Below are 23976 nucleotides of genomic sequence, written 5' to 3'. Positions count from 1 at the left end.
CTACCCTGCCAGGGCGGTCCCCGCCTTGGTCATCGCGTGCTGCATGAGCGTGATCAGCACATTCTTTCCGGAGGCGGTCTCGCGCGCGTCGCAGAGCAGCAGCGGCACGTCGGGGTCGAGGTTGAGGGCGAGCTTGACGTCCTCGACCGTGTACCGCGGCGCCCCGTCGAAGCAGTTGACCGCGACGATGAACGGCGTGCCCCGGCCCTCGAAGTAGTCGATCGAGGGGAAGCTCTCCGCCAGCCGTCGGGTGTCGGCAAGCACCACCGCGCCGACCGCACCCATCGACAGCTCGTCCCACACGAACCAGAAGCGGTCCTGTCCGGGCGTGCCGAAAAGGTAGAGCACGACCTCGTCGGAGATGGTGATCCGCCCGAAGTCCATGGCCACGGTCGTGGTGGTCTTGGCCTCCACGCCGAAGGTGTCGTCGACACCCACGCTGGCCTCGGTGATCACCTCCTCGGTGCGCATCGGCCGGATCTCGCTGACCGAGCCGACGAGGGTGGTCTTGCCGACCCCGAACCCGCCGGCGATAAGTACCTTGATCGCCATCGGGATGCTGGTGTCCGGCGCCTGCTCAGAGAGAGCGGAGCCCATTGATCACCGCCTTGAAGATCCGCTCAGGGGGCATCTGGCTTGTGGGTTGGGGCTCGCGAGCGAGGATGTACCCCTTGTCGAGCAGGTCGCCGAGCAGCACGCGCACGATCCCGAGCGGGAGCGTGAGGTGACCGGCGACCTCCGCGACGGACAGGGGGCGCTGCGCCAACCGCATGATCGTGACGTGCTCCGGCTGGAGCCCGGCCGCGAGCGACGGGACCGACCGGGTGGCCACCACCAGGGAGATCAGGTCGAACTCACCCCGCGCGGGCGCCGTGCGGCCCCGGGTCATCGCGTACGGGCGTACCACCGGCCCGGCTTCGTCGTCGTGCCAGACCTCGTCGGCCGGCGCCTGCCTCTTGGGGTCCAAAGGTCACCTCCCGTCGGGCGGGCTCACGGAGGACCGTGAGGGGGTCGTGAGGAACTGGCCCACGCGGGTCACCAGCATCGCCATCTCGTAGGCGACGAGCCCGATGTCGGCGTCCTCCGTACCGATCACGGCCAGGTTTGCCCGCTGGCCGGCGGCGGTCACGAAAAGGAAGAGCGTGTCCATCTCCACGATCGTCTGGCGTACGCTGCCGCCCTTGAACTGGCGGCCGGCGCCGCGAGCCAGGCTCTGGAAGCCGGATGCGACCGCCGCGAGGTGCTCGGCGTCCTCCCGGCTCAGGTCCCGCGACGCCGCGATCAGCAGGCCGTCCGCCGAGAGCACGACGGCCTGTTTGACTTCGTCAACCCGCTCGACCAGGTCGTCCAGCAACCAAGCCAGGTCACTGACGGAACTTGTCGTCTGGGCCACTGTCGACCTCTTTCTGCGCTGTACGTGTGCCGAGCGGGGATTTATGCGGAAGGCTCGGTGTCGCCGGGCGGCGCCGGCCGGTCGGGCTCGGGTGCCTGCCGCGGGGTCTCCGCGTTGAGCCGCTCCGCCTCGGCACGGCCGCGCCGGGTGGCCGACTGGTAGGACGACATCATGCTGCGGGTCTGCTCCGGCGTACGCGGAGCCGGCGCCGGCGGCTGCGGCTCCGGCGGTGCCGGCGGCTGGTTTTCCCGCAGCGGCGCGGCGATGCTCGCCTGGCGCACGCGCCACGGCAGGCCGGACGGGGTGAGTGTGACCGCGTCGCGCGGCGGCTCCGGGTGGCCGCTGCCGTTGGTCACCGGCCCGTCAGCGACCGGCGGCCGGCCCGCGGTGGGCAGCTCGTCGTCGCGCCGGTCGAGCGGGGCGACACGGGCGCGGGCCACGATCGGCGCGGGCGAGACGGGCGCCTCGGGCTTTGGCTCGGCGGGCACCTTGGCGGCGCTCGGCAGCGGGGTGGCCGGCGCCGGCGTCTCCGTGGCCGCGGGTGTGGCCGCCGGCACGGTCGGCGTGGCGCGCAGCAGCTGGTACGCCCGGACGCGCCGGTCGGCCTCGGCGACGCCCGTCTCCGCCTCGGCGCCCTCGGGCGGGGTTTCCTGCGTCGGGTCCGCCACGACGAGGCCGGATGGGATGAGCACGATCGCCATCGTGCCGCCGTAGGGCGAGCGGCGCAGGCGCACGTCGATGCCGTGCCGCACCGCGAGGCGGCCGACCACGTAGAGGCCGAGGCGCGCGGTGCTGGAGAGGTTGAACTCCGGCGGGTTGCTCACCAGGTCGTTGGCGGCGTCGAGCTCCTGCTCGCTCATGCCGAGGCCGCGGTCTTCGATCTCCACGACAAAGCCGTTGGCCACCTTTTGGCCGCCGACGTTGACCATCGTGTACGGCGGGGAGAACGAGGCGGCGTTTTCGATCAGCTCGGCGAGCAGGTGGATCACGTCGCTGACCGCCCGGCCGGAAAGCGACGCCACGTCGATCGGCAGCACCGAGACCCGCGTGTAGTCCTCGACCTCGGCGACCGCGCCGCGAACCACGTCCACGAACGGCACCGGGTTGCGCCACCGGCGGCCCGGCACGGCACCGGAGAGCACGATGAGGTTTTCCGCGTTGCGCCGCATACGGGTGGCAAGGTGGTCCACTTTGAACAGGTCGGCCAGCTCGTGCGCGTCGGTCTCCCGCCGCTCGATCTCGTCGAGCACCTTGAGCTGGCGGTGCACCAGCGCCTGGTTGCGGCGGGCCAGGCCGAGGAAGAGGTCGCGGACCCCGTGGCGCAGCTCAGCCTGGTCGACGGCGGCGCGGATGGCGGTCTCCTGCACCGCGTTGATCGCCTGACCGACTTGGCCGATCTCGTCGTTTCCGAAGGTCAGTGGTGGTGACTCCGCGGCCACGTCGACCTTTTCGCCTTGGCGGAGCCGCTCGACCACGCCGGGCAGGCGCACGTTGGCCAGATCCCACGCCGCGGTGCGGAGGCGCTCGAGCTGGCGGACCAGCGCACGGGCCGTGGTGATGGACACGATGATGGACGCGATGACGGCGAGCAGGCCGAGGCCACCGGCTGCCAGCAGCCGCACCACGACGCCGATCGCCATCGGCGTGGAACGCTTGACCACCGCGCTGCCGCCGGCCCGGATCACGTCGTTGTAGTACTCGTCGAGCACTGGCGGGAGGGCGGCGTCCCAGTCGGCGGCGGTGACCTTGGGCGCCGAGCCCTCCGGGTCACTGTCCATCAGGCGCTCTTCGAGCCCGCGGAACATCGAGTACGCCGGACCGTCGACCATCCTGTCGTACCGCGCCCGATCTTCGGCCGGCAGCTCGTCCGCGGCCAGCTCGGAGTAGAACCGCTGGGCGCCGGCGAGCTGCACAAGGCGCTCGCGCTCCTCGACGGTCATCCGCCCGGCCGCCAGCACGCCGGCGACGAGGGCGTCCTCCTGCGCGATCACTTCGCGGGCCCGGTTGAGCTGGATGAGGGTGCGCACGTCTTTGGCCAGCTCTTTGTCGTCCAACGTGGCCAGCGAGTCGTAGATGTGGAAGATCGAGTCGATGACGCCGGAGTAACGCGCCCCGGCACCCCCGCGGTCGGTGCTCCGCGCGTCAACCGCCTCGCGGTCCGCGGGCAGGTCGCGCAGCAGGGCGAAGGTCGCGTCGATGCGCCGCTCCAGCGTGTCGCTCGCCGACGCGTCGATGGACCCGGCCCCGGCCTTCCGCTCGAAGGTGGCTCGGGCCGCGTCGGTGCTCACCCGCTGGGTGGCCAGGGCCGCGCGCTCTCCGGGGCCCGGGCGGCCGAGGTAGACGAGCGTCAGGCGGCGTTCCTTTTGCAGCTCAAGCAGCAGCTTTTCGCTCGGCTGGGAGACCTCGCTGTCCAGGCGGCTGACGGTCAGCAGGTTGAAACCCTCACGCAATGTCACATACGCCGCGAACGCCCACAGCGCAAAGAGTGACAAGAGAAGGGCAACAATCTTGGTCCGCACGTTTGAGCTGCGGAATCTCATGGCACCAGTCCCAACAGCCGGAAAGGGGTGAGCGACCCCGGGCACCCTAGCAACGCCGCGAGTGTCGACTCAAGCCTCAGATGTCTACATCGGACTCGACGGAGACGCCTTTCCGATCATGAGAAAAGGCGTTGTGCCTGGTGCAGGGCGGCGAGAACGGCGGCATGAACAATCGCCAACGGCGAATAGAGGTCTTTGTCATGCCACATCGGCGGATCCCCCGATCCGACGACAGAGCCGGCTCGGATCGCCTCGGATAGATGCCGGTAGCCTCCCGCAATCGCCTCTTCGGATCGACCACTAGTGATCGTGAGGAGGATGCGCATCGCGTACGCGGTCTCTTCGTCGGTGGTCCGCCACCAACCCCACGAGCCGTCCGGGCGCCGATTCGCGAGGACCCACTCCACCGCTCGACCAATCGCGGCCTCGGCCTCGTCTCCGTACCCGAATCGGGAGAGCGCCTGTACGCAGCAGGCGGTGGCGTAAAACGGGGAGGCGTGCCAGCGGTCTGTCCACGAGCCGTCCGGCTGCTGCTGGGCGACCAGCCAGCCGCTGAGCCGCACCGCCGCGGCCCGGTAACGCTCGGCGTCCCGCGCTGCCGAGCCGAGCCAGTGGCCGAACGCCTCCAGCACGTGGGCGTTGACACTCACCGAGCGGCCGTCCTCCCCTGCCACGTGCAGAAGTGGCTGGGCAGCTCGTACGCCCAGAGGCTGGCTGGCTCCCGCGGCATCCCGAACTGGGCCAGGGCGGAAAGCGCGACGGCCGTCGTGTCCGCGTCGTTCGGCAGGCCCGGCCCGGCGGCCACACCGTGTTCACCGATCGCGACGTCGAGGTCGCGCAGCAGCCCTTCCGGAGGTGTCACCGGCACACCCGCCTCGGCCAGCCAGTTCAGCACCCAGGCACGCTCGAAGACGGTGATCGGAGCGGCGCAGGGCACCGGACCGCCCTGGTGCCGCACGGCGCGTTCGAGGTAGCGCCAGGCCGGCTCGGAGCCTCCGTGGTCCCGCAGCCAGGCGGCGGTCGCCGCGGGTGACCCGCCGACCGGCCCGTCCGCCACCGGCACCGGCACACGCCCGGCGCGCGGAACGCCGAGGATCTCCCACGCGTGCAGGAGCTTCTGCGGAGCGTTGATGCCGCTGGCCAGCGAGGCGCGCACCCGGCCGAGCGTCGCGCCGTCGATCGTGGACGGCAGCGGAAGACCGCCGCGGCCGCTGTCGCGCAGACGCTCGTTGAGGGACGCGATCAAGGCCGGAACGATCAGCTCCACGGCGGGCAGGTCCGGGATCACCGGCCCGGGGGCGCGCAGCAGGCCCGCCAACGCCGCGAGGCCACGCTCGGTCGCCGGCCCGACTCCCAGGGCGGAGAGCAGGCCGTCGGTCGCACTGAGCGTGGGCACCAGGGCGTAGCCGCCCGGGCCGCCCCACCCGCCGTCCGCGCGCTGGGTGTCGAGGAGGTACTCGATGCGCTGCCGGTGCCCCTCCAGCCAGGGCGCCAGCGCCACGAGGCGACCCGTCTCGTACACCGACGGGCGGACGGATCCCCACGGATCGAGCGCCAGGCCGGCGACCAGGTCGGCGGCCGCGGTGGCGACGTCCGCAGGCGTGGCACACGCCTCGACGGTCACAGAGCACCCCAGTAGTCGGTGACACCGTAGAAGCCGGTGCAGAAGTCCATCTGCCGCTCCAGATAGTCGGCCAGCGCGGGGTGCCGAACTCTGACCGCGGCGATGAACGACCGCGCGTCGGCAGTGAGGCGCTCGACCTCACGCACCACCTCTGTCCTTTCTGGACCGAGCAGTAATGCGTTGAGGTCGCCCCACTGGACGTCCCGCTCGTACGTCGCGAGGTCGTTTGTCAGCCGGATCACGCGTTGCACCGCCCAGCTTGCCATTCGAACAAGGTCGATGTCTACAGCGGACGGTGCGCCATCGGTGTGGATCCAGTGTGCGGCGAAGACAAAGGAAAACCCGAGATTGTCGGCGTTTTCGAGATACTCCTCAAGGGACGGACGCTGGCCGCCTTCCGCTTTCCATTGGTGCTCACGCACCATCGCATCCAGCATCCGGCGCAGCTCGTCCAGCCACACCGGGCCGAGCACCGCGAATGCCGGCGAGACGGCCAGCTCGTCACGGATGGCGGCGAGAAACGCGGTGAGGTCGTCGTCCGCCACCTCGGCGCCGCTCGCCACGGCCAGGCAGCGCGCGGCGATGGCGCCGGCCTCGGCTTCCGACGTCGCGACGTAGTCCACCAGCCAGTCCAGCCCGAAGCACCAGAGCGCGACCTGGTTGGCCATCCGCTGCTGCCGGACGTCGAGCCAGGGCCCGCTGAACGCCGTCGCCAGCGCGAGCGTGTTGAAGAGGGTGTCGTCGAAAGGCTTCGCCGCGAACAGGGACGGGTAGCGCTCGGCCCATCGGCGCATGTCACGCTGCGCTTGGCCGGCGAGGGCACAGATCCGTCCATTTTCCACGGCCGGCGGCAGCGCCACCTAGACCACCTGCTGGCGGCTGGCTGGCGCGAATGCCATCCGCACCCGTTCATGGGGCAACAACGTCGCCGCCACCTTGAGTGACGGCACTGGGGCGGACGAGGGTACCGGCCGCATCCGGGAGAGCAGGCTAGCCACGATCAGTTGCGCCTCGACCTGGAAGACGTGGCGGCCCAGGCACTGGTGCGGGCCGCCGCCGAACGGAAAGTACGCGTAGCGGTGGGGAATGCCGCCGGAAAGGAACCGCTCCGGGTCGAACCGCTGCGGGTCCGGCCAGAACTCCGCCATCTGGTGCGTGAGGAACGGACTGACCAGAAGCGTGGCACCCGGCGGGATGCCGGTGACACCGATGACGTCGGCCGCCAGCGCGGTGCGCGGGAAGATCCAGCCGACCGGGTAGAGGCGGAGCAACTCGTCCAGCACGGCTCGGAGGTAGCGCAGCTCCGGCACGTGCGTGTGCCGGACCCGATCGCCCGCGACCACGTGATCGATCTCGTCGTAAAGCCGCTGCGCCACCTCCGGATGTGCCCGCAGGATGGGCCACAGCCAGGTGAGGGTGAGCGAGGTCGTCTCGGTCGCGGTGACGAACATCGTCACCACGTCGTCCCGTACCTGCCGCTCGCTCAGCTCCGCACCGTCAGAGCCGCTCGCGGCGCACAGCGTCGCGATGACGTCGTCGCCGCCGTCCCGGTGCCGGCGGGCCTCGCGTATCGCCGGGAGCAGCACATCGTCGATCGTCGCCACACCGCGGTGGAACGCACGGTCGCCCGGCAGCGGCAACCGGTGGGGCACCCGCGGCAGCGCCATCCGGACGACCAGCGACGTGGCGATGTCGTACAGAGCCGGGATGATCCGGTCCGCGGCCGCGGTGGGGATCCGGTCGCCGAAGAAGACCCGGATGATCGTGCGGTTGACGATGCGGCTCATCTCCGTGGCGACGTCGACCGGCTCGTCCGGTCGCACACGCAGCGCCAGGTCGTCGATCGCCTCGTGCGCCACCTCGGCCATCCTCGCCATCAGCGCGTCGACCCGCTTCGCCGTGAAGAGGGGCTGGAGGTTGCGGCGGCTGGCCTCCCAGGGCGGTCCGTCGGACAGGATCCCCGGCCGAACAAGCGGCTCAGCGGATTCCAGAACATGCCCTCGCGCACATAGTTGGTGGCCCGGTCGCGCAGGATGTGCTGCACGTGGTCGGGATGGGTGACGAGGTACGGCTGGAACCAGCCCAACTGCAGCCGGACGATGTCGCCTCCGGCCTCCTGGGCGATCGACTGGAGTCCGACCATCGGGTTGCGCACCAGTCGAGGCACCGTACGGTGAATCGGGATCCGGCGCGCTTTTCGGGCACGCGCGGCATCGACGTCGGACGGCATGGTGGTATTGACCCCCTCAACCCCCGTACGTGACGCCTTGCACCCTCAGGATCACTCAAAGCGATCTAGAAATACCGCCCGTGGAAGTTGTTTGAGCACTCACTCAAACATCAGACATTTCGGACTATCGATGCCTGTCTCCGCGTTGATCAGGGACTTCGTGGTGTGACACACCGGACGACACGCCCACGAACTCCCTGATCAACTCGTCTGGGGTGCACCCGGGGTCGGGCGTTGCGCAGGCGGATGCCGCTGAAGGCGAGAGTCGAGCGGGTGACCTGGTCCCACCAGGGCCATAGGTTAGGGAGCAGGCGCAGCTGGATGTCGGCGGCCTCGTGGAGTGCCAGCAGGTTGCCCACCGGCTCGGGCGGTCCGAGCGGGGTCACCAGCTCGGTGGCGACCATGGCGTGGGTCTCGGTCGGGCCCAGGTAGCGGAAGGGCGCGGCGGGGAGGCGGTAGGCGTACAGGCGCACGGACTGGAGGGCGGGCAGCCACGCGTACTCGATGGCGTGCACCCTCGTCCCGCAGCCCGCACCGACGATGCGGTCGCGGTCCACGACGGTCGTGGTCGGGACCACCCAGGCCATCCCCCGCGGGCAGTCGCGGGGAAACCAGTAGTCGGGGCAGCGGGGCGCGTCGACGGCCCACACGTACGCCTCGGTCTGCCGGGACGTCGGCGCCACATGCGGCACAAACCGCTCGATCGTGGGATCTTCGGAGAAGTGGAGGACCTCGCCCGGCGCCGGGCGCACCTCAGAAGAGTCCCCGCACCCAGTTGAACGCGTCCATGACCCACTCGGTCTGCCGCAGGTAGGCGATGCCGACACCGACCAGGAATATCCCGGTGATCAGGTGGGCGCCCCGGGCGCTGCGCCGGACGCGGCCGAGCTGGCGCTCCAGGATGATCCTGCCGACCAGGCGGCAGAGCGCGAACAGGCCCACGGCCACACCCAGCGAGAGCACGAAGGTCAGCACGGGGCTGGTCAGGTCGCCTCGCGTGGAGATCGCCCAGATCCCCCAGCAGACGAACGCGACCAGCGCGCCGAAGACCGTCCACCCGCTGCCGATCCGCCACTGGCCACGGTGGTAGCCCGGCGGCGCCCACCGCGCGTCCGGCTCGGTCGCCGGCCAGCCGGTGCCGGTCGGCTCGTGCGGCGCGGCCGGCGTCGACGGCGTGGTCGCTCTCGGCTGCACCTGGGCCACACCCCGCTGGTACGACTGCGGCAATGGCTGCGGCGGCATGTCCACCGTGCGCTCAGCCCATGGCTGGGTCGGGTCTGCCATGATCTCCTCCCCCGAAACGGGTGGGGTCCGGCAGAGCCGGGCAAGCCCGGCCGGATCCACATGTTCGAGGGTACTGAGGGCGGGCGACGCCACAAACCAGTCGCCCAGGCTGCCACCAATCGGTTACACAGAACGCATGACCGACGCCGAGCTGCCCGTCCGCGCCGCCACCCCCGACGACTTCCCGAAGGCCTCGGCACTGCTGTTCGGCCTCTTCCATCGCGCGATCGACCGGGAGGCCCAGGACCTCGACCGGCGGGTGTGGGACGCCGACCGCACGCTGGTCGTCGCCGACGGTGACGAGGTGGTCGCGCACACGTTCGCGGCCGCGCGTGACCTCACGGTGCCGGGCGCGGTGATACCCGCGGCGCACATCACCGGCGTCGGCGTGGCGCCCACCCATCGCAGGCGAGGGCTGCTCACCCGCCTGATGCGGCGCCAGTTGCGAGACCTGCGCGACGCCGGGCAGGAGTCGCTCGCCGTGCTGTGGGCGAGCGAGGCGCGGATCTACCCGCGCTTCGGGTACGGCCTGGCCTCCACCCGCCTCGACCTCACGATCGACAACCGCGAGGTCCGGCTCCCGGAGGCCACCGCGGTGGGCCGGCTCCGCGCCGGCAGCCCGGCCGACTTCCAGCCCGAGCTGGTCAAGGTGTACGACGCGTTGCGCCCCGAGCGCCCGGGATGGTCGAGCCGGGACGAGTCGTGGTGGGCACAGGTGCTCATGGACACGCCGGAGGGCCGCGCCGGCTCCACCGAGCGGCGGGTGGTGCTCCACGAGGGCGAGGGCGGCGTCGACGGGTACGCGCTGTGGCGCTCGAAGAGCAGCTGGAGCGCCACCGGGCCGAACGCCGAGGTACACGTGAGCGAGATCGCCGCGGCCGATCCGGGCACGTACGTGGCGCTGTGGCGCTTTCTGCTCGGCATCGACCTGGCGCGCACGGTCACGTACGGGTTCGCGGCGGTCGACGACCCCCTGCTGTACCTGGCCAGCGACCCCCGCCAGCTCAACACTCACTTCTCCGACGGCCTGTGGGCGCGGCTGGTGGACCTGCCGGCGGCGCTGACCGCCCGGCGGTACGCGACCGGCGTCGACGTGGTGTTCGAGGTGAGCGACCCGATCCTGCCGGAAAACGCCGGGCGCTGGCGCGTCACGGGCGGCGCCGGCGGTGCCACCTGCGAGCGCACCACGGCCGAGGCCGACCTGGCCTGCGACATCACGGAGCTCGGCGCGGCGTACCTCGGCGGCACCTCGCTCGCCGCGCTGGCCGCCGCGGGTCGGGTGCGCGAGCTGCGCCCGGGGGCGCTCAATCCGGCGAGCACGGCGTTCGGCTGGCACCGCCTGCCAACCGCGCCCGAAGTTTTCTGAACCGGAAACCGGTACGGTCGAGCGATGGCGGATCCTGAGCGCAGGCGGCGCCGGTTGCGGCAGGGGTCGACGGGTCGGCCGGCCCGTCCTCGGCCGCCGGACGACTACCGCGAGCCGGCCGATCCGGACGCGGTCGCGTCGGTGGCGACGCCCGAGGTGCTCGACCCGGACCCGCCGCCCCGCGCACCCGACGACCGGGAGACCGAGCGCGGGCTGCGCGGCCTCGTCGGCTCCGGGTCGTCGCAGGTGGGCACCAGCGCCGCGATGCGCGCCCGCGACGCGGCCCGGCCGACCGACGCCGACCTGGCCGAGGCACAGGAGCGGCTGGTCATCGTCCGGCGCAACTGGGTGCCCCGCGACGAGCCGCCACGCGGGACGCGTTAGGAAAGCGCGTCCAAAGGCCGAGCCCGCGCCCCGCGCAGGGTGAGGCCGCGGGAACGCACCCCGCAACGGTCCGGACCACGACGGACAGCGCGGCGGCTCTCATCAAAATCGACTATGGAAGTGCGGGGAGCTCGCGGCTGTCCTCGTAGGCCGCGACCTGCTTGATCCGGCGGGCGTGGCGCTCGCTGCCGGAAAACGTGCTGGTCAGAAACGCCTCGATGATCGCGGTGGCCTCGTCGAGCGTGTGCTGGCGGGCGCCGATCGCCACGAGGTTGGCGTCGTTGTGCTGGCGGGCGAGCTGAGCCGTCTCGACGCTCCACGCGAGCGCGGCGCGGGTGCCGGCCACCTTGTTGGCCGCGATCTGCTCGCCGTTGCCCGAGCCGCCGATCACGATGCCGAGGCTGCCCGGGTCGGCCACCACGCGGGCGCCGGTGTGCAGGCAGTACGCCGGGTAGTCGTCCTCGGGGTCGAACGCGGGTGGTCCGACGTCAACCGTCTCGTACCCCTGCTTGCCGAGGTAGTTGACGAGGTGCACCTTCAGCTCGTAGCCGGCGTGGTCGGCTCCCAGGTAGACGCGCATACCGGGCAGTCTGTCAGGCGGTCAGGGCGGCCCGGAGACCGGCCGCCACCTGGTCCGCCGCCACGCCCGCGGCATCGAAGAGGGCGAGTTTGCGGGCCCAACCGTGGTTGACGCCGAGGTAACGCACGACGACCGCGGGCACGCCGGCCGCGAGGAGCGCGTCGCCGTAGCCCTCCCCCTCGTCGCGGAGCACGTCGAACTCGGCGGTGAGGATCAGGGCGGGCGGCAGGCCGGCCAGGTCGGCGGCGAGCGGCGCGACGTCGGGACTGTCCCGGTCGCCGCCGTCGCCCAGGAACATCGCCCAGAAGAGTGCCATCGCCGTCGACTCGAGTCCGTAGTCGCCCAGCTCGCGGTACGACTGCGAGGACATGGCCGGGTCGATCACCGGGTTGATCAGCACCTGGTACGCGAAGGGTGAGCCGGCGTCCCGCTGCCGCCGGGCGAGGACCGCCGCGAGCTGGCCGCCCGCGCTGTCACCGCCGACCGCGAGCCGGCCGGCGTCCACGCCCGGCGCCTCGCGCCGCAGCCACGCGAGCGCCGTCTCGGCGTCGTCCAGCGCCGCCGGGTACGGGTGCTCCGGCGCGAGCCGGTAGTCCACCGAGAGCACCGCGCAGCCGGACCGGTCGGCGATCCGCCGGCAGAGGCGGTCGACCGTCTCCACGCTGCCCATCGCCCAGCCGCCGCCGTGCAGGTAGAGCAGGACGGGCGCGCCGGGCACCGGCACGTACAGCCGGCACGGCACGCCGTCCGCATCCACATCGGACACCTGGGCGACCGGCGTCGGCGGGCCGCACTCGCGGTCGACCGCGGCCACCATCGCCTCGCGGGTGGCCAGCAGCTGGGCCATCGGATCGGCCGCGATCTGCTCTTCGGTGGGCCGCGGCCGGGCCGCCAGCGAGGCCGCCACCTGCGGGTGGAGCCTCACGCCAGCTGCGCCAGGACCAGGCCGCCGCGGGCCTTGGGGGTGAACCAGGTGCTCTTGCGGGGCAGCTTCTGCCGGGCGAGGTTGACCGAGACGAAGTCGTCGACGGTCACCGGCGCGATCAGGATGGCCGCTTCCGCCCGCCCGGCGTCGACCTCGCCGGCGAGCCAACTGGCCGGGTAGTCCCCGCCCACGTAGGTGATCCGCTTGTCGCCGGGGTCGAGGCCCAGCGCGTCGCGCAGCACGACCCGCTCGACCAGCGCGTGGTCGAGGTTTTCGACGGGGCTCGCGCCCGGGGTCGGCGGCAGGGTCACCGCGAAGGTCTCGCCGCCCGCGTACACCCGGACGGTGCCACCAGCGGCCGGGACCGAGGGCGGGCCGGCCTCCGGGCGCACCTCGGCGCCCGCCGCACGCAGGCGGTCGAGCAGCTCGGGTACCGGCACCGTCAGCTCACTGACCAACCGGTTGTACGGCTGGATCGTGACCGAGTCGGGCGTGGTGATCACGGCGAGGAAGAGCGGGAGGCCGCCGGTCTGGGCGGCGAGGCTGCGGTGGTTGCCGTCCGCCACGACGAGCTCGCCACCACCGGCCAGCGCGGTCAGCTCGTCCTGCTCGGCGCCGGGGCCCACGAGCCACACGGCGTGGGTGCGGCCGGCCTGGTCGACGTCGGTCGCGGCGGGGGCACCGGCCCGGTCGGTCGCCGCGGCGAGCGCCGCGTGCAGGTCGTCGCCACGGCCGGTCTGCAGCAGGAGCACAGGCGAGAGGAGGTGGCCGGTGGCACCGGCGAGCGCCACCCGCTCGCGCACCTTCTCGATGAAGACGTCCTCGTTGCGGATCACCAGGCCGGGCTCGTCGGCGCTGGTCGAGATCTGCTCGGTGTCGACCAGCGCGAAGATGCCGTACGCCGGGGTCTCGCCCGGCGCGGTGATCCGATAGAGCGCGATGACCTGCTCGGCCGGCGTGTAGCTGCCGTCCGCCTTGGCCTCGGCGAGCCGCTCCACGGCGGCCGGGAGCGCGTCCGCGAAGCTGCTGCCGAGGCTCTCCGGCGCCCGGTGCGGCATCTCGATGGCGAGGGCACTGTGCGGGTTGCTGGCAATGATCGACGTGATCTCGGCGTCATCGGCGAACTCGTCGTAGTTTTGCGCGCCGGTGCCACCGGTGGTGATCCAGGCCCGGGCGATCGGGTGCACGATCGTCATAGTGCGTGACGGTACAGTCGCACACCGGTGTGACGACCGACACCCTTCGGTCAGTCGAAGACCGGCTTCGCGTCCCTGGTGCGCTTGATTTCGTAGAAGCCGGGCGTCGATGCCACGAGCAGCACGCCGTCCCAGAGCTTGCCCGCGGCCTCACCCTTGGGCGCCGGCGTGATCACCGGGCCGAAGAACGCGATCTTGCCTTCGCCGTCCGGGCCGGGCGCGTGGATGACCGGGGTGCCGACGTCCAGGCCGACCGGCTTCATGCCGGCGTCGTGGCTGGCCCGCAGCGCCGCGTCGTACTCCGTCGAGTCGCCCGCCGCCGCGAGGTCGGTGTCGAGGCCGGCCTCCGCGAGCGCCGCCCGGTAGAGCTCCGGCCCGCGCTGCTGCTTGCCGGGGTGGATGCGGTTGCCGAGAGCGGTGTACAGGTCGCGCAGCACCTGCGGCCCGTACGCCTGCTCGGCCGCGATGCAGATGCGCACCGGCGCCCAGGCGTTGTCCATGTTCTTCCGGTACGACTCCGGCAGGTCCCGTCCCTCGTTGAGCACCGAAAGGCTCATGACGTGGAACTGGATGTCGATCGGGCGGACCTTCTCCACTTCGAGGAGCCATCGGGACGTGAGCCACGCCCAAGGGCAGATGGGGTCGAACCACATGTCAACTGATGAACGCTCAACCATGCGTCCATCCTGCTCCCTGCGAGCGGTTGACGGCATCTCGGCCGGCTCGTGAACTGGGCCACCCCCGGTTCTGTGAGGTTGGCATGACAGACTCGTTCGACGGGCTGTCGACGAGGACGCTCGATCGGGCTGTCGACGACGACGGCGGAGAGGCAGGAGAGCACCGTGGCCGGAGTGCGCAACCTGACCCAGGTGGAGGCGGCCGAGCGCGCCCGCCTGCTGGAGGTCACCGGATACGACATCGCCCTGGATCTCTCCGGGGCCGGCAACGGTGATCAGGCCTTCCGTTCCACCACACGCATCACCTTCCGCTGCGCGGAGCCGGGCGCCTCGACATTCATCGAGGTCGCGGCCCAGCGTGTGCGCTCGGCCGAGCTCAATGGGCAGCCGGTCGACATCTCGGCGTGGTCCGCCGAAGACGGTCTGGTACTCACCGGACTCGCCGCGGACAACACGCTCGTCGTCGACGCCGACTTCTTCTACTCGGCCAGCGGCCAGGGCCTGCACCGCAGCGTGGATCCGGTGGACAAAGAGGTGTACCTCTACTCCCAGTTCGAGACGGCCGACGCCCAGCGGGTGTACGCGTGTTTCGACCAGCCCGACCTCAAGAGCGTCTACACGTGGCACGCCACGGTGCCGGCGCACTGGAAGGTCGTCTCCAACTCGCCGGTCGCCTCCGTCACGGGCGACGGTGACACCAAGAGCGTCCACTTCGAGCAGTCGGCGCGCATGAGCACGTACATCACGGCGCTCTGCGCGGGGCCGTACCACGAGGTGCGCTACGAGTACGACGGCATCGACATGGGGTATTTCTGCCGCGCCTCGATGGCCCAGCACATGGACGACGGCGAGCTGCACACCATCACCACGCAGGGCTTCGACTACTTCCACCGCCAGTTCGGCGTGCGGTACCCGCTGCCCAAGTACGACCAGCTGTGGGTGCCCGACTTCAACGCCGGCGCGATGGAAAACTTCGGCTGCGTCACGCACGCCGAGGCGCACTACATCTTCCGCTCGCAGGTCACCGACTTCGAGCACGAGCAGCGGGCCAACACGATCCTGCACGAGCTGGCCCACATGTGGTTCGGCAACCTCGTCACGATGCGCTGGTGGAACGACCTGTGGCTCAACGAGTCGTTCGCCGAGTGGGCCAGCCACTGGTGCAACACCAACGCCACCCGCTTCTCGGACGCGTGGACCACGTTCCTGTCCGTCCGCAAAAACTGGGGCTACCGGCAGGACCAGCTCTCCTCCACCCACCCGGTGTACTGCGAGATGCCCGACCTGGCCGCTGTCGAGGTCAACTTCGACGGCATCACGTACGCCAAGGGTGCGAGCGTGATCAAGCAGCTCGTGGCGTACGTGGGTGAGGACGCGTTCCTGGCCGGCCTCCGGTCGTACTTCGGCCGCCACGCGTGGGGCAACGCCACCTTTGACGACCTGCTCAGCGAGCTGGAGGCGGCGTCCGGGCGGGAGCTGCGCAAGTTTGCCGCGCAGTGGCTGGAGACCGCGCAGGTCAACACTCTGCGGCCGACGGTCTCGGTCGGGCCCGACGGCACGTACCAGGCGGTGTCCGTGCTCCAGGAGGCGCCGGCCGAGTACCCCGTGCTGCGTACCCACCGGATCGGCGTGGGCCTCTACGACCTGGTCGACGACCGGCTGGTGCGGCGCGAGCGGCTCGAGGTCGACGTGACCGGCGAGGAGACGCCGCTGTCCCAGCTCGCCGGCGTGCGCGCGGCCGACGTGCTGCTGCTCAACGACGACGACCTGACGTACGCGAAGCTGCGGCTCGACGAGGCCTCGATGGCCACTGTGGTACAGCACATCGCCGGCTTCGACTCCTCGCTTCCCCGCGCGCTCTGCTGGGCCGCCGCGTGGGACATGGTGCGCGACGCCGAGCTGGCCGCCCGCGACTACGTGGCGCTGGTCGTGGCGGGCCTGCCCGCCGAGCGGGACATCAACCTGGTCACCGCCACGCTCCGCCAGGCACAGAGCACGCTGCTGTTCTACGCCGACCCCGCGTGGGCGCCGTCCGGTTGGGCCGCGCTCGCGGGCGCGGCGCGGGACGCGATCACGGCCGCCGAGCCGGGCAGCGGCTTCCAGCTGGCCTGGGCGCGGGCGTACGCCTCGTCCTCCCGCGCCGCCGCCGACCTGGCGACGCTCCGCGGCTGGCTCGACGGGGTCGACGTGCCCGAGGGCCTGACCATCGACACGGAGCTGCGGTGGTCGCTGGTGCAGTCGCTGGCCGCCAAGGGTGTGGTGGGCGCCGAGGAGATCGAGGCCGAGCTGGCCCGCGACCGGACGGCGAGCGGTGAGCGGGAGGCGGCGTACGCGCGGGCCCTGCTGCCCACGCCCGAGGGCAAGGCCGAGGTGTGGCGGCGGCTGACCGGTGACGAGGCGCTGCCCAACTGGGAGCACCGGTCGCTGCTGCAGGGCTTCCAGCACCCGGTGCAGGTGGAGCTGACCGCGCCGTACGTCGAGCCGTACTTCGCGAGCGTCCGCCAGGTGTGGGACCGGCGCGACAGCGAGCCGGCGCAGGAGTTCGTGATCCTGGCGTACCCGGCCTACCAGGTCAGCGAGGCGACGGTGGCGGCCACTGACGCGTGGCTGGCGCAGGAGGGGCACCCGGGGCCGCTGCGCCGGCTGGTCGCGGAGGGCAAGGACGGCGTGGTCCGCGCGCTCAAGGCCCGCGCCCGGGACGCTCTTTCTTGATCGTCTGGCGCTGAGCTGGCGCGTCGGTAGGCTGAGCCACGAGGAGGTGGTTCAGCGTGGCACCCCGACTCGAGGCGCCCGGCCGGCCGTGGATGGAAGCGGACCTGCGCGCTTTTCCTCGCGACAATCACCGGTACGAGATCGTCGACGGCGCGCTCCACGTGAGCGCCCCGCTCGATGACGAGCACCAGCGGCTGGTCGAGCACGTGACCGCCGACCTGCGCACGGCCGTACCGCCGGGGTGGACCGTCGCCGGCGGTGTCGGCGTGCACGCGGGCGACAGCTACCTGACGCCGGACGTCACGGTGCTCCGGCCGGGCAGCCCCAAGGGCGGCGCCTGGGTCGACCCGAGCGACGTCGCGCTGGTGGTCGAGGTGGAGTGCCCGAGCAGCCGCCGCTACGACCGGTGCGTCAAGCCCGGCCTGTACGCGGACGCCGGCATCGAGGCCTTCTGGCGGATCGAGCGCCGGGGCAGCGGCGCGGTGGCACACCTGTACAACCGTGCCGCGGGCGGCCACTACGACCTGCACAGGAGCGTCAACCCTGGTCAGTGCGTGACGGCCGAGCTGCCGTACGCCGTGCAGGTCGCACCGGCGGCGTGGCACGCATAGCACAGCCGAGCTTGATCAGGGCGTTTTCCACAGGCGGCCCGGCTGTCCACAGGCGCGCGGCGGGCGCTGGCGGCTGACCCCAAAGGCGACCGATCCTTTCGGCCATGACCGAGCGCAGCGGGGTGTACGACAAGGTGGCGCGGCGGGCGGCTCCCGCCGCCGAGATCGAGCGCCTGCGCGCGGTGGTGCGCGTCCTGCCACCGGCCGCCGTGCTCACCCACCAGACCGCCGCGATGCTGTACGGGTTTGGTGTCGTTCCCACCGACGCGCTGCACGTCACGCTGCCCGCCGGCGTCCCCCTGCCCCAGCGGCGGGGCATCGCGGCGCACGGTGCCGTGCTCCCGTTCGCCGACGTCCGCGACGTCTCGGGCCTGCGCTGCCTCGGCCCGGCGCGGTGCGCGGTCGACCTCGCCCGCCAGCTCGGCCGCCCCGACGCGCTGGCGGTGCTCGACGCCGCACTGCGCGTCGGCGCCTGCACCCGCGACGACCTTGCCTACGAGGTGGCCCGGCACGACGGCCTGCGCGGCGTCCGGCAGGCCCGTGAGCTGGTGCGCCTCGCCGATCCGCGGGCAGGCTGCCGGCAGGAGAGCCACCTGCGCCTGCTGCTGCACGACGGCCTGCTCCCGGCGCCGGAGCCGCAGCTGGCCGTGCTCGACGACGCCGGCCGGGTGCGCTGCCGGATCGACCTGGGCTATCCCGAGGAGCGCGTCGGCGTGGTCTACGACGGGGCCGCCCGCCTCGACCAGCCCCGGCACAACTGGCTGGAGACGCGCGGCTGGCGCATGCGCTACTTCGGCGACGGCGACCTCTACGGCGAGCCCGAGCAGCTGGTCCAGACCGTCCGGGCCGCGCTCTACCACCCGCGATGAGCGCCCGGTCAGAAGAGCGTGAGCTCGTCGCGCTCGATGCCGCGCAGCTTGTCGTAGTCGACGACCACGCACCGGATGCCCCGGTCCTCGGCCAGCACCCGCGCCTGCGGCTTGATCTCCTGCGCAGCGAAGACCCCGGCCACGGGTGTGAGCAGCGGGTCGCGGTTGAGCAGCTCCAGGTAACGGGTCAGCTGCTCGACACCGTCGATCTCACCGCGGCGCTTGACCTCGATGGCGACGGCCGCGCCGGCGGCGTCCCGGCAGAGCAGGTCGACCGGGCCGATCGCCGTCATGTACTCGCGACGCACCAGCGTGTAGCCGTCGCCCAGCGTGGTCGGGTTGGCCGCCAGCAGCTCCTGCAGGTGCGCCTCGACGCCGTCCTTTTGCAGGCCAGGGTCCACCCCCAGCTCGTAGGAGGTGTCCTGAAAGATCTCCTCGAGCGTGATGCGCAGCTCCTCGCCGGCCTTGTTGACCACCCGCCACACACCCGGCGCCTCTTCCAGCCGGCAGGGTGGGCTCATCCAGTTGAGCGGCTTGTAGGCCCGGTCGTCGGCGTGGATCGAGACCGACCCGTCCGCCTTCACCATGAGCAGCCTGGTCGCCGGCGGCAGGTGCGCCGAGAGCCGTCCGACATAGTCCACCGAGCACCGCGCAATCACCAACCGCACCCGCAGAGACTAGCCAAGGGGCGGTGGCGCCGCTCGCAGGCCCGCCGCACGGGCGGCGCGGAGCGGCGGGCCGAAGTGGCGTCACGGTGCGATGCTGGGACACGTGTTGGAAGTGCTCACCGGTTCGGGCCTGGCCGCGTCGGCCGGGCTGAACGCGTACATTCCCCTGCTCACGATGGGGCTACTGTCGCGCTACACCGACCTGATCGAGCTGCCCAGCGGCTGGAGCTGGCTGAGCAACGGCTGGGTGATCACGATCCTCGCCCTGCTGCTCGCGGTCGAGTTCTTCGCCGACAAGATCCCCGTGGTCGACAGCGTCAACGACATCGTGCAGACGGTCGTGCGACCCACGGCGGGTGGCCTCGCCTTCGGTGCCGGCTCCAGCTCGGAGACCGTGACCGTGAGCGACCCGGGGCAGTTCTTCTCCTCCAACCAGTGGGTGCCGGTGGCGGTGGGCGTGCTCATCGCGCTCGGCGTGCACGGCATCAAGGCCGCCGCGCGCCCGGTGATCAACGCGGGCACCGCCGGCGTCGGTGCGCCCGTCGCCAGCACCGCGGAAGACGCCACCAGCGTATTCATGTCGGTAATCGCGATCGTGCTGCCGTTCCTGGTGCTCTTCTTCCTCGTCGCGATAGTGTTCACGTTCGTCTGGCTGGTCCGGCGGCGGCGCGAGCGAAAGCGCGAGCGTCGAGCCGCGCGGGCTGCCGGCTTCCGCGTCTGACCACAGGGGACGCAGGCGTCCCCGCGCTGGCAGCGGCCGCCGCCCGGCGAGACAACAGGAGAGTGCGCGTGCGCGAGGGCCGGTCGATCGTGCTGATCGCCGTGACCTCGGGTCTCATGTCGGTGATGCTGGCCGTCGCGGTCAACGTGGCCACCGGCGGCACGCTGCCCGGCCCGCTCAGCGGCGCGTCCTGGCTGGCCTGGCCGGCGGTCGCCGTGCTCGCCGCCATCGCGGTCACGCTGGCGATCCTCCAGCAGACACCTGGGCCGAAGGACCCGCCGCCGGTCGCCCGGAGCGTGCCGCGCGAGCTGCCGGCCGCGGTCACCACGTTCGCCGGCAAGTCCGACCTGGCCGCGGCCAACAGGGTGCTGGCGGACGGCTGCCGGGTGCTCGCCGTCGCGGGCCGCCCGGCGCGGGCAAGTCCACTCTGGCCCTCCACATCGCACACGAGCGCCGGCACCTCTTCCCGGACGGCGAGCTCTTCACCACGCTGCGCGGTGCCGACGCCGACCCCGTGGCGCCGGAGGAGGTGCTCGCCCGCTTCCTCGACCGCCTCGGCGTGCCGGAAGACGAGCGCCGCGGCGGCCTGGACGACCTCGCGGCGCGTTACCGGTCCGCCGTCGCCGACCGCCAGATGCTGATCGTGCTCGACAACGCCCACGACGCCGCACAGGTGCGCCCGCTGCTGCCCGGCGGTCCCGGCTGCCTGGTGATCATCACGAGCCGCCGCCTCATCGCCGACCTGCCGCACGCTGTCTCCCACCCGCTCGGCGGCCTGGACCACGCGGACGCGCGCGAGCTGTTCGTGCGGGCGGCGGGCGACTCCCGCGTCGACGACGACCCGGCGGGCGTCGACCGGATCGTCGAGCTGTGCGGCGGGCTCCCGCTCGCGGTGCGGATCGCGGCCGCCCGGCTCAAGGCCCGGCCCGCCTGGAGCCCGAGCCACCTCGCCGACCGGCTGGTCGACGAGCGGCGCCGGCTCACCGAGCTGGAGCACGAAGACCTCGCGGTGCGTTCGAGCTTCGAGGCGTCGTACCGCGAGCTGTCCGAGGAGGATCGCCTGGTCTTCCGCCGCGCCGGCTCCCACCCCGGGCGGGTCTTCGGCCCGGCCGCGGCGACGGCGCTCGCCGGGCTCGACGAAGAGGTCACCTCGGCGTCGCTGGAGCGGCTTGTCGACATGCACCTTGTCGAGTCGCCGGCGCCCGACCGGTACCGGCTGCACGACCTGCTCCGCCTCTTCGCCATGGGGCGGCTCGCCGACGAGGAGCCGGCGTACACCCCGGCGTCCTATCTGGACTGGCTGGCGGCGCACGTCCGCACCGAGGAGCGGGAAAACGTCGTGGCCGGCGCGCGTCACGCGGTGGCCGCCGGGGAGTACGAGGCGGCGTGGAGGATCGTCACCGCCACGCACCCGCTGCTCACCGACTCGGCCGACCACCCCGACCGGCTCGCGCTGTGGCGGGAGGCGGCGGTTGCCGCCAAGGAGCTGGGCGACGAGGCTCGGCGGGCGCGCGCCTTGCGCTGGGTGTCCTCGGCGACCCGCAACGCCGGCGAGGTGACCCGCGCCTTGGAGCCCGCCGCCGAGGCCATGGCGATCGCCGAGCGGCTGGACGACCGCGCGGCGCTGGCCGAGGCCCTCACGGTGTACGGCGAGTGCCTGCGCGACCTCAGCCGCTTCGATGACGCCCGGGCGGCGCTGGAGCGGGCGGTCGACCTCTTCATGGAGCTGGGCGACGTCGACGAGGAGGTCGGCGCGCGCGTGGCGCTGGGCACGCTCTTCAACACGATGTGGCAGCCCGAGCTGGCCGCGCCCGTGCTGGAGCGGGCCCGCGAGCTGATGCACTCCGCGCAGGACCACCGCCGGGCGTGGACGCTGCTGGGGCTGGCCACGGCGTACCGGTTCACGGGGAGGCGCGCCGAGGCGATCGCGCTCAACGACGAGGCACTGGCGCTGGCTCGCGACGGCAACGACCGCTTCGCGTACGGGCACGGCCTGATCGGGCGCGGCTGGCTCGCATTCGACGAGCGCCGCTACGACGACGCCACCCGCGACATGCGCGCGGCTCTGGAGATCTTCGACCAGATCCAGCACGGCCTCGGCGTCGGCCTGGCACACGAGGCGGTGGCCGAGGTCGCGTACGCCGCCGGCCACCCCACGACACGATCGCCGCCTGCGACGCCGCGATCCGCCAGTTCGAGCGCCTCCGCGACCGGATCCGCAGCGGCCGCTCCCGGCTCCTGCGCGCGCTCGCCCTGACCGACCTCGACCGCGACGACGAGGCCCGCACCGAGTGGCGCGCGGCCGAGGCCCTCCTCGGCGACACACCCTTGCCCGACGTGCCCCGCCGCCGCGAAACCCTGCAGGAACGCCTCGAAGGCTTTTAGGCTCGCCTTCCGCGGCGCGGCACCGCGCTGTGCGCACGGCCTGGCGATCTGGACAGAGAGCCTAGGGTCCCAGCGCCAACCGCGCCCGGGCTCCGCCACCCGACGAGCGATGCCAGCTGATCGCCAGCCGTGATCGGTGCGGCGGTCGGATCGTGGACGCTCGCCGCACCTCCAGGGGACTGCTACCTGACCGCGGGGCGGCCTCCAAGGTCGGCGTCACGGCGGGCGCATTGTGGACGCTCCCTGCACTCCGGGGACAGCGATGAAGGCTGCCCGGCCGGCGCGGGGCGGATTTCGCTGGTCGGTGTGGCGGATCGTGGACGTCTGCTGCCCCGCGAAGGGCGCCGGACGTCCACGATCACACGGGTTCGCCTCAGCGGGTCACGGGCCCGTCGCGGCGAGCGGGCTGTCGGGCCGGTGTCGGCTCGGGACGCCGCCTGCTCGTCGTCCGCGCTGGGTCTGCCGGCGCGGCGTGAGCGTGGCTGTCTGTGTCGGTCAGTCGCCGGGACAGGCGTCCAGGTCGGTGGTTACCCCGACGCCGTCCCCGGCCGGGATCGAGGCACCGGTGACGGCAACCATGTGAGTTGACCTGCCGGCGAGGGTGATCTCGGGCTTCCAGTGGGCGGGGCGGAGGTGCGGCGATTGGTTGCCCCTGCAGGGTCTTCCTTCTCGCCACGGACCGCCGGCGTCGAGCATGCGGGCTGACCTGCGGGGCCGCGGCTTGTGGGCGCATTGGTGCGCCCAGGTTGAGAGCCACCCCGCCACGACACCCCCGCTCGCCGATCAGACCGCCCGCGGCCTGCTACTCCTAGAGAACAGGCATCCGGGTCGACCTGGGGCGAGGGATTCCATCGGGCAGGACGGGACGGTCGGCCCCCACGACGGCCCCTTCTTGCCGCGAGCCCTGCGGACATGCGGGCCGTGCCTTGGCCGGAGCCTTCTCCGCTGCGCGGCCGTCGCTCAAGACGGGAGCGGCTTGTGGACGCATCGGTGCGCCCGGTCGGGAGCCACCCGGAACGACACCCCCGCTCGGCGGAGCGGCCGGTCACTCCCAGCGGAACAGGCGTGCCGCCAGCGCGCCGGCCACCGCCACATACGCGGCCATCACGACGAGGTGCAGTGCGGACGGGAAGGTACCGGTCCACGAGTCCTGCATCGCCTGGGAGGCGGCGCCCAGCGGGGTGAAGTCGCTCACGCGGCGCAGGCCGTCGGGCATTACTGGGCCGGGGGTCCACACGCCGGCGAAGAAGAGCATCGGAAAGTACACAAGCATGCCGATGCCCGTGGCGGTCTTCGCGCGTGGGGCGACCGCCGCTATCAGGAGGCCCACCGCGAACATCGCGGCCGTGCCCAGCACCAGCGCGATGAGGAAGCCCGGCACCTGCTGCGGAAGGTCGACGCCGAAGGCTGCCGTGCCCACGGCCACCGCCAGCGCGATCGCTATCAGCGTGCCCACGCCGTTGACCACGAGCTGAGCGCTGAGCAGCTTGACCGGGCCGACCGGGGTGGTGGCGAGGCGGCGGAGGACGCCGCGCTCGCGGTATGTCGCCAGGTAGGTCGGGAGCACGCTCACGCTCGTCGTGCAGATTGCCATCGCGAGCACGATCGGCACGTAGATGTCGATCGGCCGCAGCCCGTTCAGGTCGTCGGTCGCCTCGCGGAAGCCGGGGATCGCGAAGCCGAGCAGGAGCAGCAGCACCGCCGGGAACGCTATGCCCATGACGACGCTCATCGTGTCTCGCACGAAGAGCTTGGACTCCACAATGGTCAGTCGGGTGACTGCGGTGGTCATGGCGTCACACCCCGATCGC

At 72.0% G+C, this 23976-nt stretch carries 24 protein-coding genes; 7 read left to right on the top strand and 17 right to left on the bottom strand.

The genetic code is table 11. The features are described from left to right. The 11 genes from Phou_RS45040 to Phou_RS45000 all read right to left on the bottom strand — a co-directional run bounded on the left by Phou_RS45040 (position 1) and on the right by Phou_RS45000 (position 9071). Positions 1-597, bottom strand: a complete 597-nt coding sequence (locus tag Phou_RS45040) for a GTP-binding protein (protein ID WP_173070133.1) — start codon at positions 595-597, stop codon at positions 1-3. After that, positions 578-889, bottom strand: coding sequence for a DUF742 domain-containing protein (locus Phou_RS45035; protein ID WP_173071460.1), 312 nt, complete (start codon positions 887-889; stop codon positions 578-580). Before Phou_RS45035 ends, Phou_RS45040 begins: the two co-directional genes overlap by 20 nt. 81 nt (positions 890-970) lie before the next feature. Beyond that, positions 971-1393, bottom strand: coding sequence for a roadblock/LC7 domain-containing protein (locus Phou_RS45030; RefSeq protein ID WP_173070131.1), 423 nt, complete (start codon positions 1391-1393; stop codon positions 971-973). A gap of 41 nt (positions 1394-1434) precedes the next feature. Beyond that, positions 1435-3885, bottom strand: coding sequence for a nitrate- and nitrite sensing domain-containing protein (locus Phou_RS45025; RefSeq protein ID WP_246274636.1), 2451 nt, complete (start codon positions 3883-3885; stop codon positions 1435-1437). A gap of 164 nt (positions 3886-4049) precedes the next feature. Beyond that, entirely contained in the window at positions 4050-4565 is a 516-nt protein-coding gene (locus Phou_RS51785; protein WP_218579597.1) for a prenyltransferase/squalene oxidase repeat-containing protein, read from the bottom strand. Between the two features lie 14 nt (positions 4566-4579). Then, positions 4580-5557, bottom strand: a complete 978-nt coding sequence (locus Phou_RS51780; RefSeq protein WP_218579596.1) for a hypothetical protein — start codon at positions 5555-5557, stop codon at positions 4580-4582. Then, positions 5554-6417 (bottom strand): terpene synthase family protein, encoded by an 864-nt coding sequence (locus Phou_RS45015; protein WP_246274635.1) that lies wholly within the window; start codon positions 6415-6417, stop codon positions 5554-5556. The genes Phou_RS51780 and Phou_RS45015 overlap by 4 nt, the downstream gene beginning before the upstream one ends. Continuing rightward, entirely contained in the window at positions 6418-7512 is a 1095-nt protein-coding gene (locus tag Phou_RS45010; RefSeq protein ID WP_246274804.1) for a cytochrome P450, read from the bottom strand. Next, entirely contained in the window at positions 7434-7787 is a 354-nt protein-coding gene (locus Phou_RS54060; RefSeq protein ID WP_246274633.1) for a cytochrome P450, read from the bottom strand. Before Phou_RS54060 ends, Phou_RS45010 begins: the two co-directional genes overlap by 79 nt. Positions 7788-7936: 149 nt before the next feature. After that, complete coding sequence (locus Phou_RS45005; protein WP_246274631.1) at positions 7937-8539, bottom strand: DUF6886 family protein; 603 nt, start codon at positions 8537-8539, stop codon at positions 7937-7939. A 1-nt stretch (position 8540) separates the two neighbouring features. Then, positions 8541-9071 carry a hypothetical protein gene (locus Phou_RS45000; protein ID WP_173070128.1) on the bottom strand — a complete coding sequence of 177 codons (531 nt, stop codon included), beginning with the start codon at positions 9069-9071 and terminating at the stop codon, positions 8541-8543. A gap of 136 nt (positions 9072-9207) precedes the next feature. Between Phou_RS45000 and Phou_RS44995 the strand changes: the two genes are divergently transcribed. Then, positions 9208-10437, top strand: coding sequence for a GNAT family N-acetyltransferase (locus Phou_RS44995; RefSeq protein WP_173070126.1), 1230 nt, complete (start codon positions 9208-9210; stop codon positions 10435-10437). A gap of 24 nt (positions 10438-10461) precedes the next feature. Continuing rightward, positions 10462-10821 (top strand): hypothetical protein, encoded by a 360-nt coding sequence (locus Phou_RS44990; RefSeq protein ID WP_173070124.1) that lies wholly within the window; start codon positions 10462-10464, stop codon positions 10819-10821. Between the two features lie 112 nt (positions 10822-10933). On the opposite strand, the gene Phou_RS44985 is transcribed toward Phou_RS44990, so the two are convergent. The 4 genes from Phou_RS44985 to Phou_RS44970 are packed head-to-tail and all read right to left on the bottom strand — an operon-like array spanning position 10934 to position 14199. Then, positions 10934-11401 (bottom strand): ribose-5-phosphate isomerase, encoded by a 468-nt coding sequence (locus Phou_RS44985; protein WP_173070122.1) that lies wholly within the window; start codon positions 11399-11401, stop codon positions 10934-10936. 13 nt (positions 11402-11414) lie between these two features. Continuing rightward, positions 11415-12326 carry an alpha/beta hydrolase gene (locus tag Phou_RS44980; RefSeq protein WP_246274628.1) on the bottom strand — a complete coding sequence of 304 codons (912 nt, stop codon included), beginning with the start codon at positions 12324-12326 and terminating at the stop codon, positions 11415-11417. Next, positions 12323-13522: a DUF1015 family protein gene (locus Phou_RS44975; RefSeq protein ID WP_173070120.1), complete on the bottom strand. Its 1200-nt coding sequence runs from the start codon at positions 13520-13522 to the stop codon at positions 12323-12325. The genes Phou_RS44980 and Phou_RS44975 overlap by 4 nt, the downstream gene beginning before the upstream one ends. A 50-nt stretch (positions 13523-13572) precedes the next feature. After that, the gene (locus tag Phou_RS44970; protein WP_173070118.1) at positions 13573-14199 is read right to left on the bottom strand and encodes a DsbA family protein; all 627 of its coding nucleotides are present in this window, start codon (positions 14197-14199) and stop codon (positions 13573-13575) included. Positions 14200-14373: 174 nt separating this feature from the next. Here Phou_RS44970 and pepN point away from each other — a divergent pair, with 174 nt between their 5' ends. The 3 genes from pepN (at position 14374) to Phou_RS44955 (ending at position 18391) form a co-directional block, all read left to right on the top strand. Continuing rightward, positions 14374-16911, top strand: coding sequence for an aminopeptidase N (gene pepN / locus Phou_RS44965; RefSeq protein ID WP_173071454.1), 2538 nt, complete (start codon positions 14374-14376; stop codon positions 16909-16911). 56 nt (positions 16912-16967) lie between these two features. Continuing rightward, complete coding sequence (locus Phou_RS44960; protein WP_246274626.1) at positions 16968-17522, top strand: Uma2 family endonuclease; 555 nt, start codon at positions 16968-16970, stop codon at positions 17520-17522. Positions 17523-17626: 104 nt separating this feature from the next. Further along, positions 17627-18391, top strand: coding sequence for a type IV toxin-antitoxin system AbiEi family antitoxin (locus Phou_RS44955; protein WP_173070116.1), 765 nt, complete (start codon positions 17627-17629; stop codon positions 18389-18391). Between the two features lie 8 nt (positions 18392-18399). On the opposite strand, the gene nucS is transcribed toward Phou_RS44955, so the two are convergent. Next, complete coding sequence (gene nucS / locus Phou_RS44950) at positions 18400-19059, bottom strand: endonuclease NucS (RefSeq protein WP_173070114.1); 660 nt, start codon at positions 19057-19059, stop codon at positions 18400-18402. A gap of 103 nt (positions 19060-19162) precedes the next feature. On the opposite strand from nucS, the gene Phou_RS44945 reads away from it, so the two are divergent. Then, positions 19163-19780, top strand: coding sequence for a DUF4126 domain-containing protein (locus tag Phou_RS44945; RefSeq protein ID WP_173070112.1), 618 nt, complete (start codon positions 19163-19165; stop codon positions 19778-19780). Positions 19781-20294: 514 nt separating this feature from the next. Beyond that, positions 20295-22037: a tetratricopeptide repeat protein gene (locus Phou_RS44940; RefSeq protein WP_173070109.1), complete on the top strand. Its 1743-nt coding sequence runs from the start codon at positions 20295-20297 to the stop codon at positions 22035-22037. A gap of 1173 nt (positions 22038-23210) precedes the next feature. Here the strand turns inward: Phou_RS44940 and Phou_RS44935 are convergent. Then, entirely contained in the window at positions 23211-23957 is a 747-nt protein-coding gene (locus tag Phou_RS44935) for an ABC transporter permease (RefSeq protein ID WP_173070107.1), read from the bottom strand. Positions 23958-23976: the final 19 nt, after the last annotated feature.

The sequence above is a fragment of the Phytohabitans houttuyneae genome (assembly GCF_011764425.1).
Taxonomy (GTDB): Bacteria; Actinomycetota; Actinomycetes; order Mycobacteriales; family Micromonosporaceae; genus Phytohabitans; species Phytohabitans houttuyneae.
Note: the sequence above shows the minus strand (reverse complement) of the source record. Positions and strands in the feature narration are given on the sequence as shown.

Excerpts from the sequence above, each read along its gene's own strand:
- Phou_RS44985 (WP_173070122.1), bottom strand. The coding sequence starts at position 11,401 with ATGCGCGTCTACCTGGGAGCCGACCACGCCGGCTACGAGCTGAAGGTG.
- Phou_RS44970 (WP_173070118.1), bottom strand. The coding sequence starts at position 14,199 with ATGGTTGAGCGTTCATCAGTTGACATGTGGTTCGACCCCATCTGCCCT.
- Phou_RS45040 (WP_173070133.1), bottom strand. The coding sequence starts at position 597 with ATGGGCTCCGCTCTCTCTGAGCAGGCGCCGGACACCAGCATCCCGATG.
- Phou_RS44975 (WP_173070120.1), bottom strand. The coding sequence starts at position 13,522 with ATGACGATCGTGCACCCGATCGCCCGGGCCTGGATCACCACCGGTGGC.
- Phou_RS44935 (WP_173070107.1), bottom strand. The coding sequence starts at position 23,957 with ATGACCACCGCAGTCACCCGACTGACCATTGTGGAGTCCAAGCTCTTC.
- Phou_RS54060 (WP_246274633.1), bottom strand. The coding sequence starts at position 7,787 with ATGCCGTCCGACGTCGATGCCGCGCGTGCCCGAAAAGCGCGCCGGATC.
- Phou_RS45000 (WP_173070128.1), bottom strand. The coding sequence starts at position 9,071 with ATGGCAGACCCGACCCAGCCATGGGCTGAGCGCACGGTGGACATGCCG.
- Phou_RS44995 (WP_173070126.1), top strand. The coding sequence starts at position 9,208 with ATGACCGACGCCGAGCTGCCCGTCCGCGCCGCCACCCCCGACGACTTC.
- Phou_RS45035 (WP_173071460.1), bottom strand. The coding sequence starts at position 889 with ATGACCCGGGGCCGCACGGCGCCCGCGCGGGGTGAGTTCGACCTGATC.
- Phou_RS44990 (WP_173070124.1), top strand. The coding sequence starts at position 10,462 with ATGGCGGATCCTGAGCGCAGGCGGCGCCGGTTGCGGCAGGGGTCGACG.
- Phou_RS44955 (WP_173070116.1), top strand. The coding sequence starts at position 17,627 with ATGACCGAGCGCAGCGGGGTGTACGACAAGGTGGCGCGGCGGGCGGCT.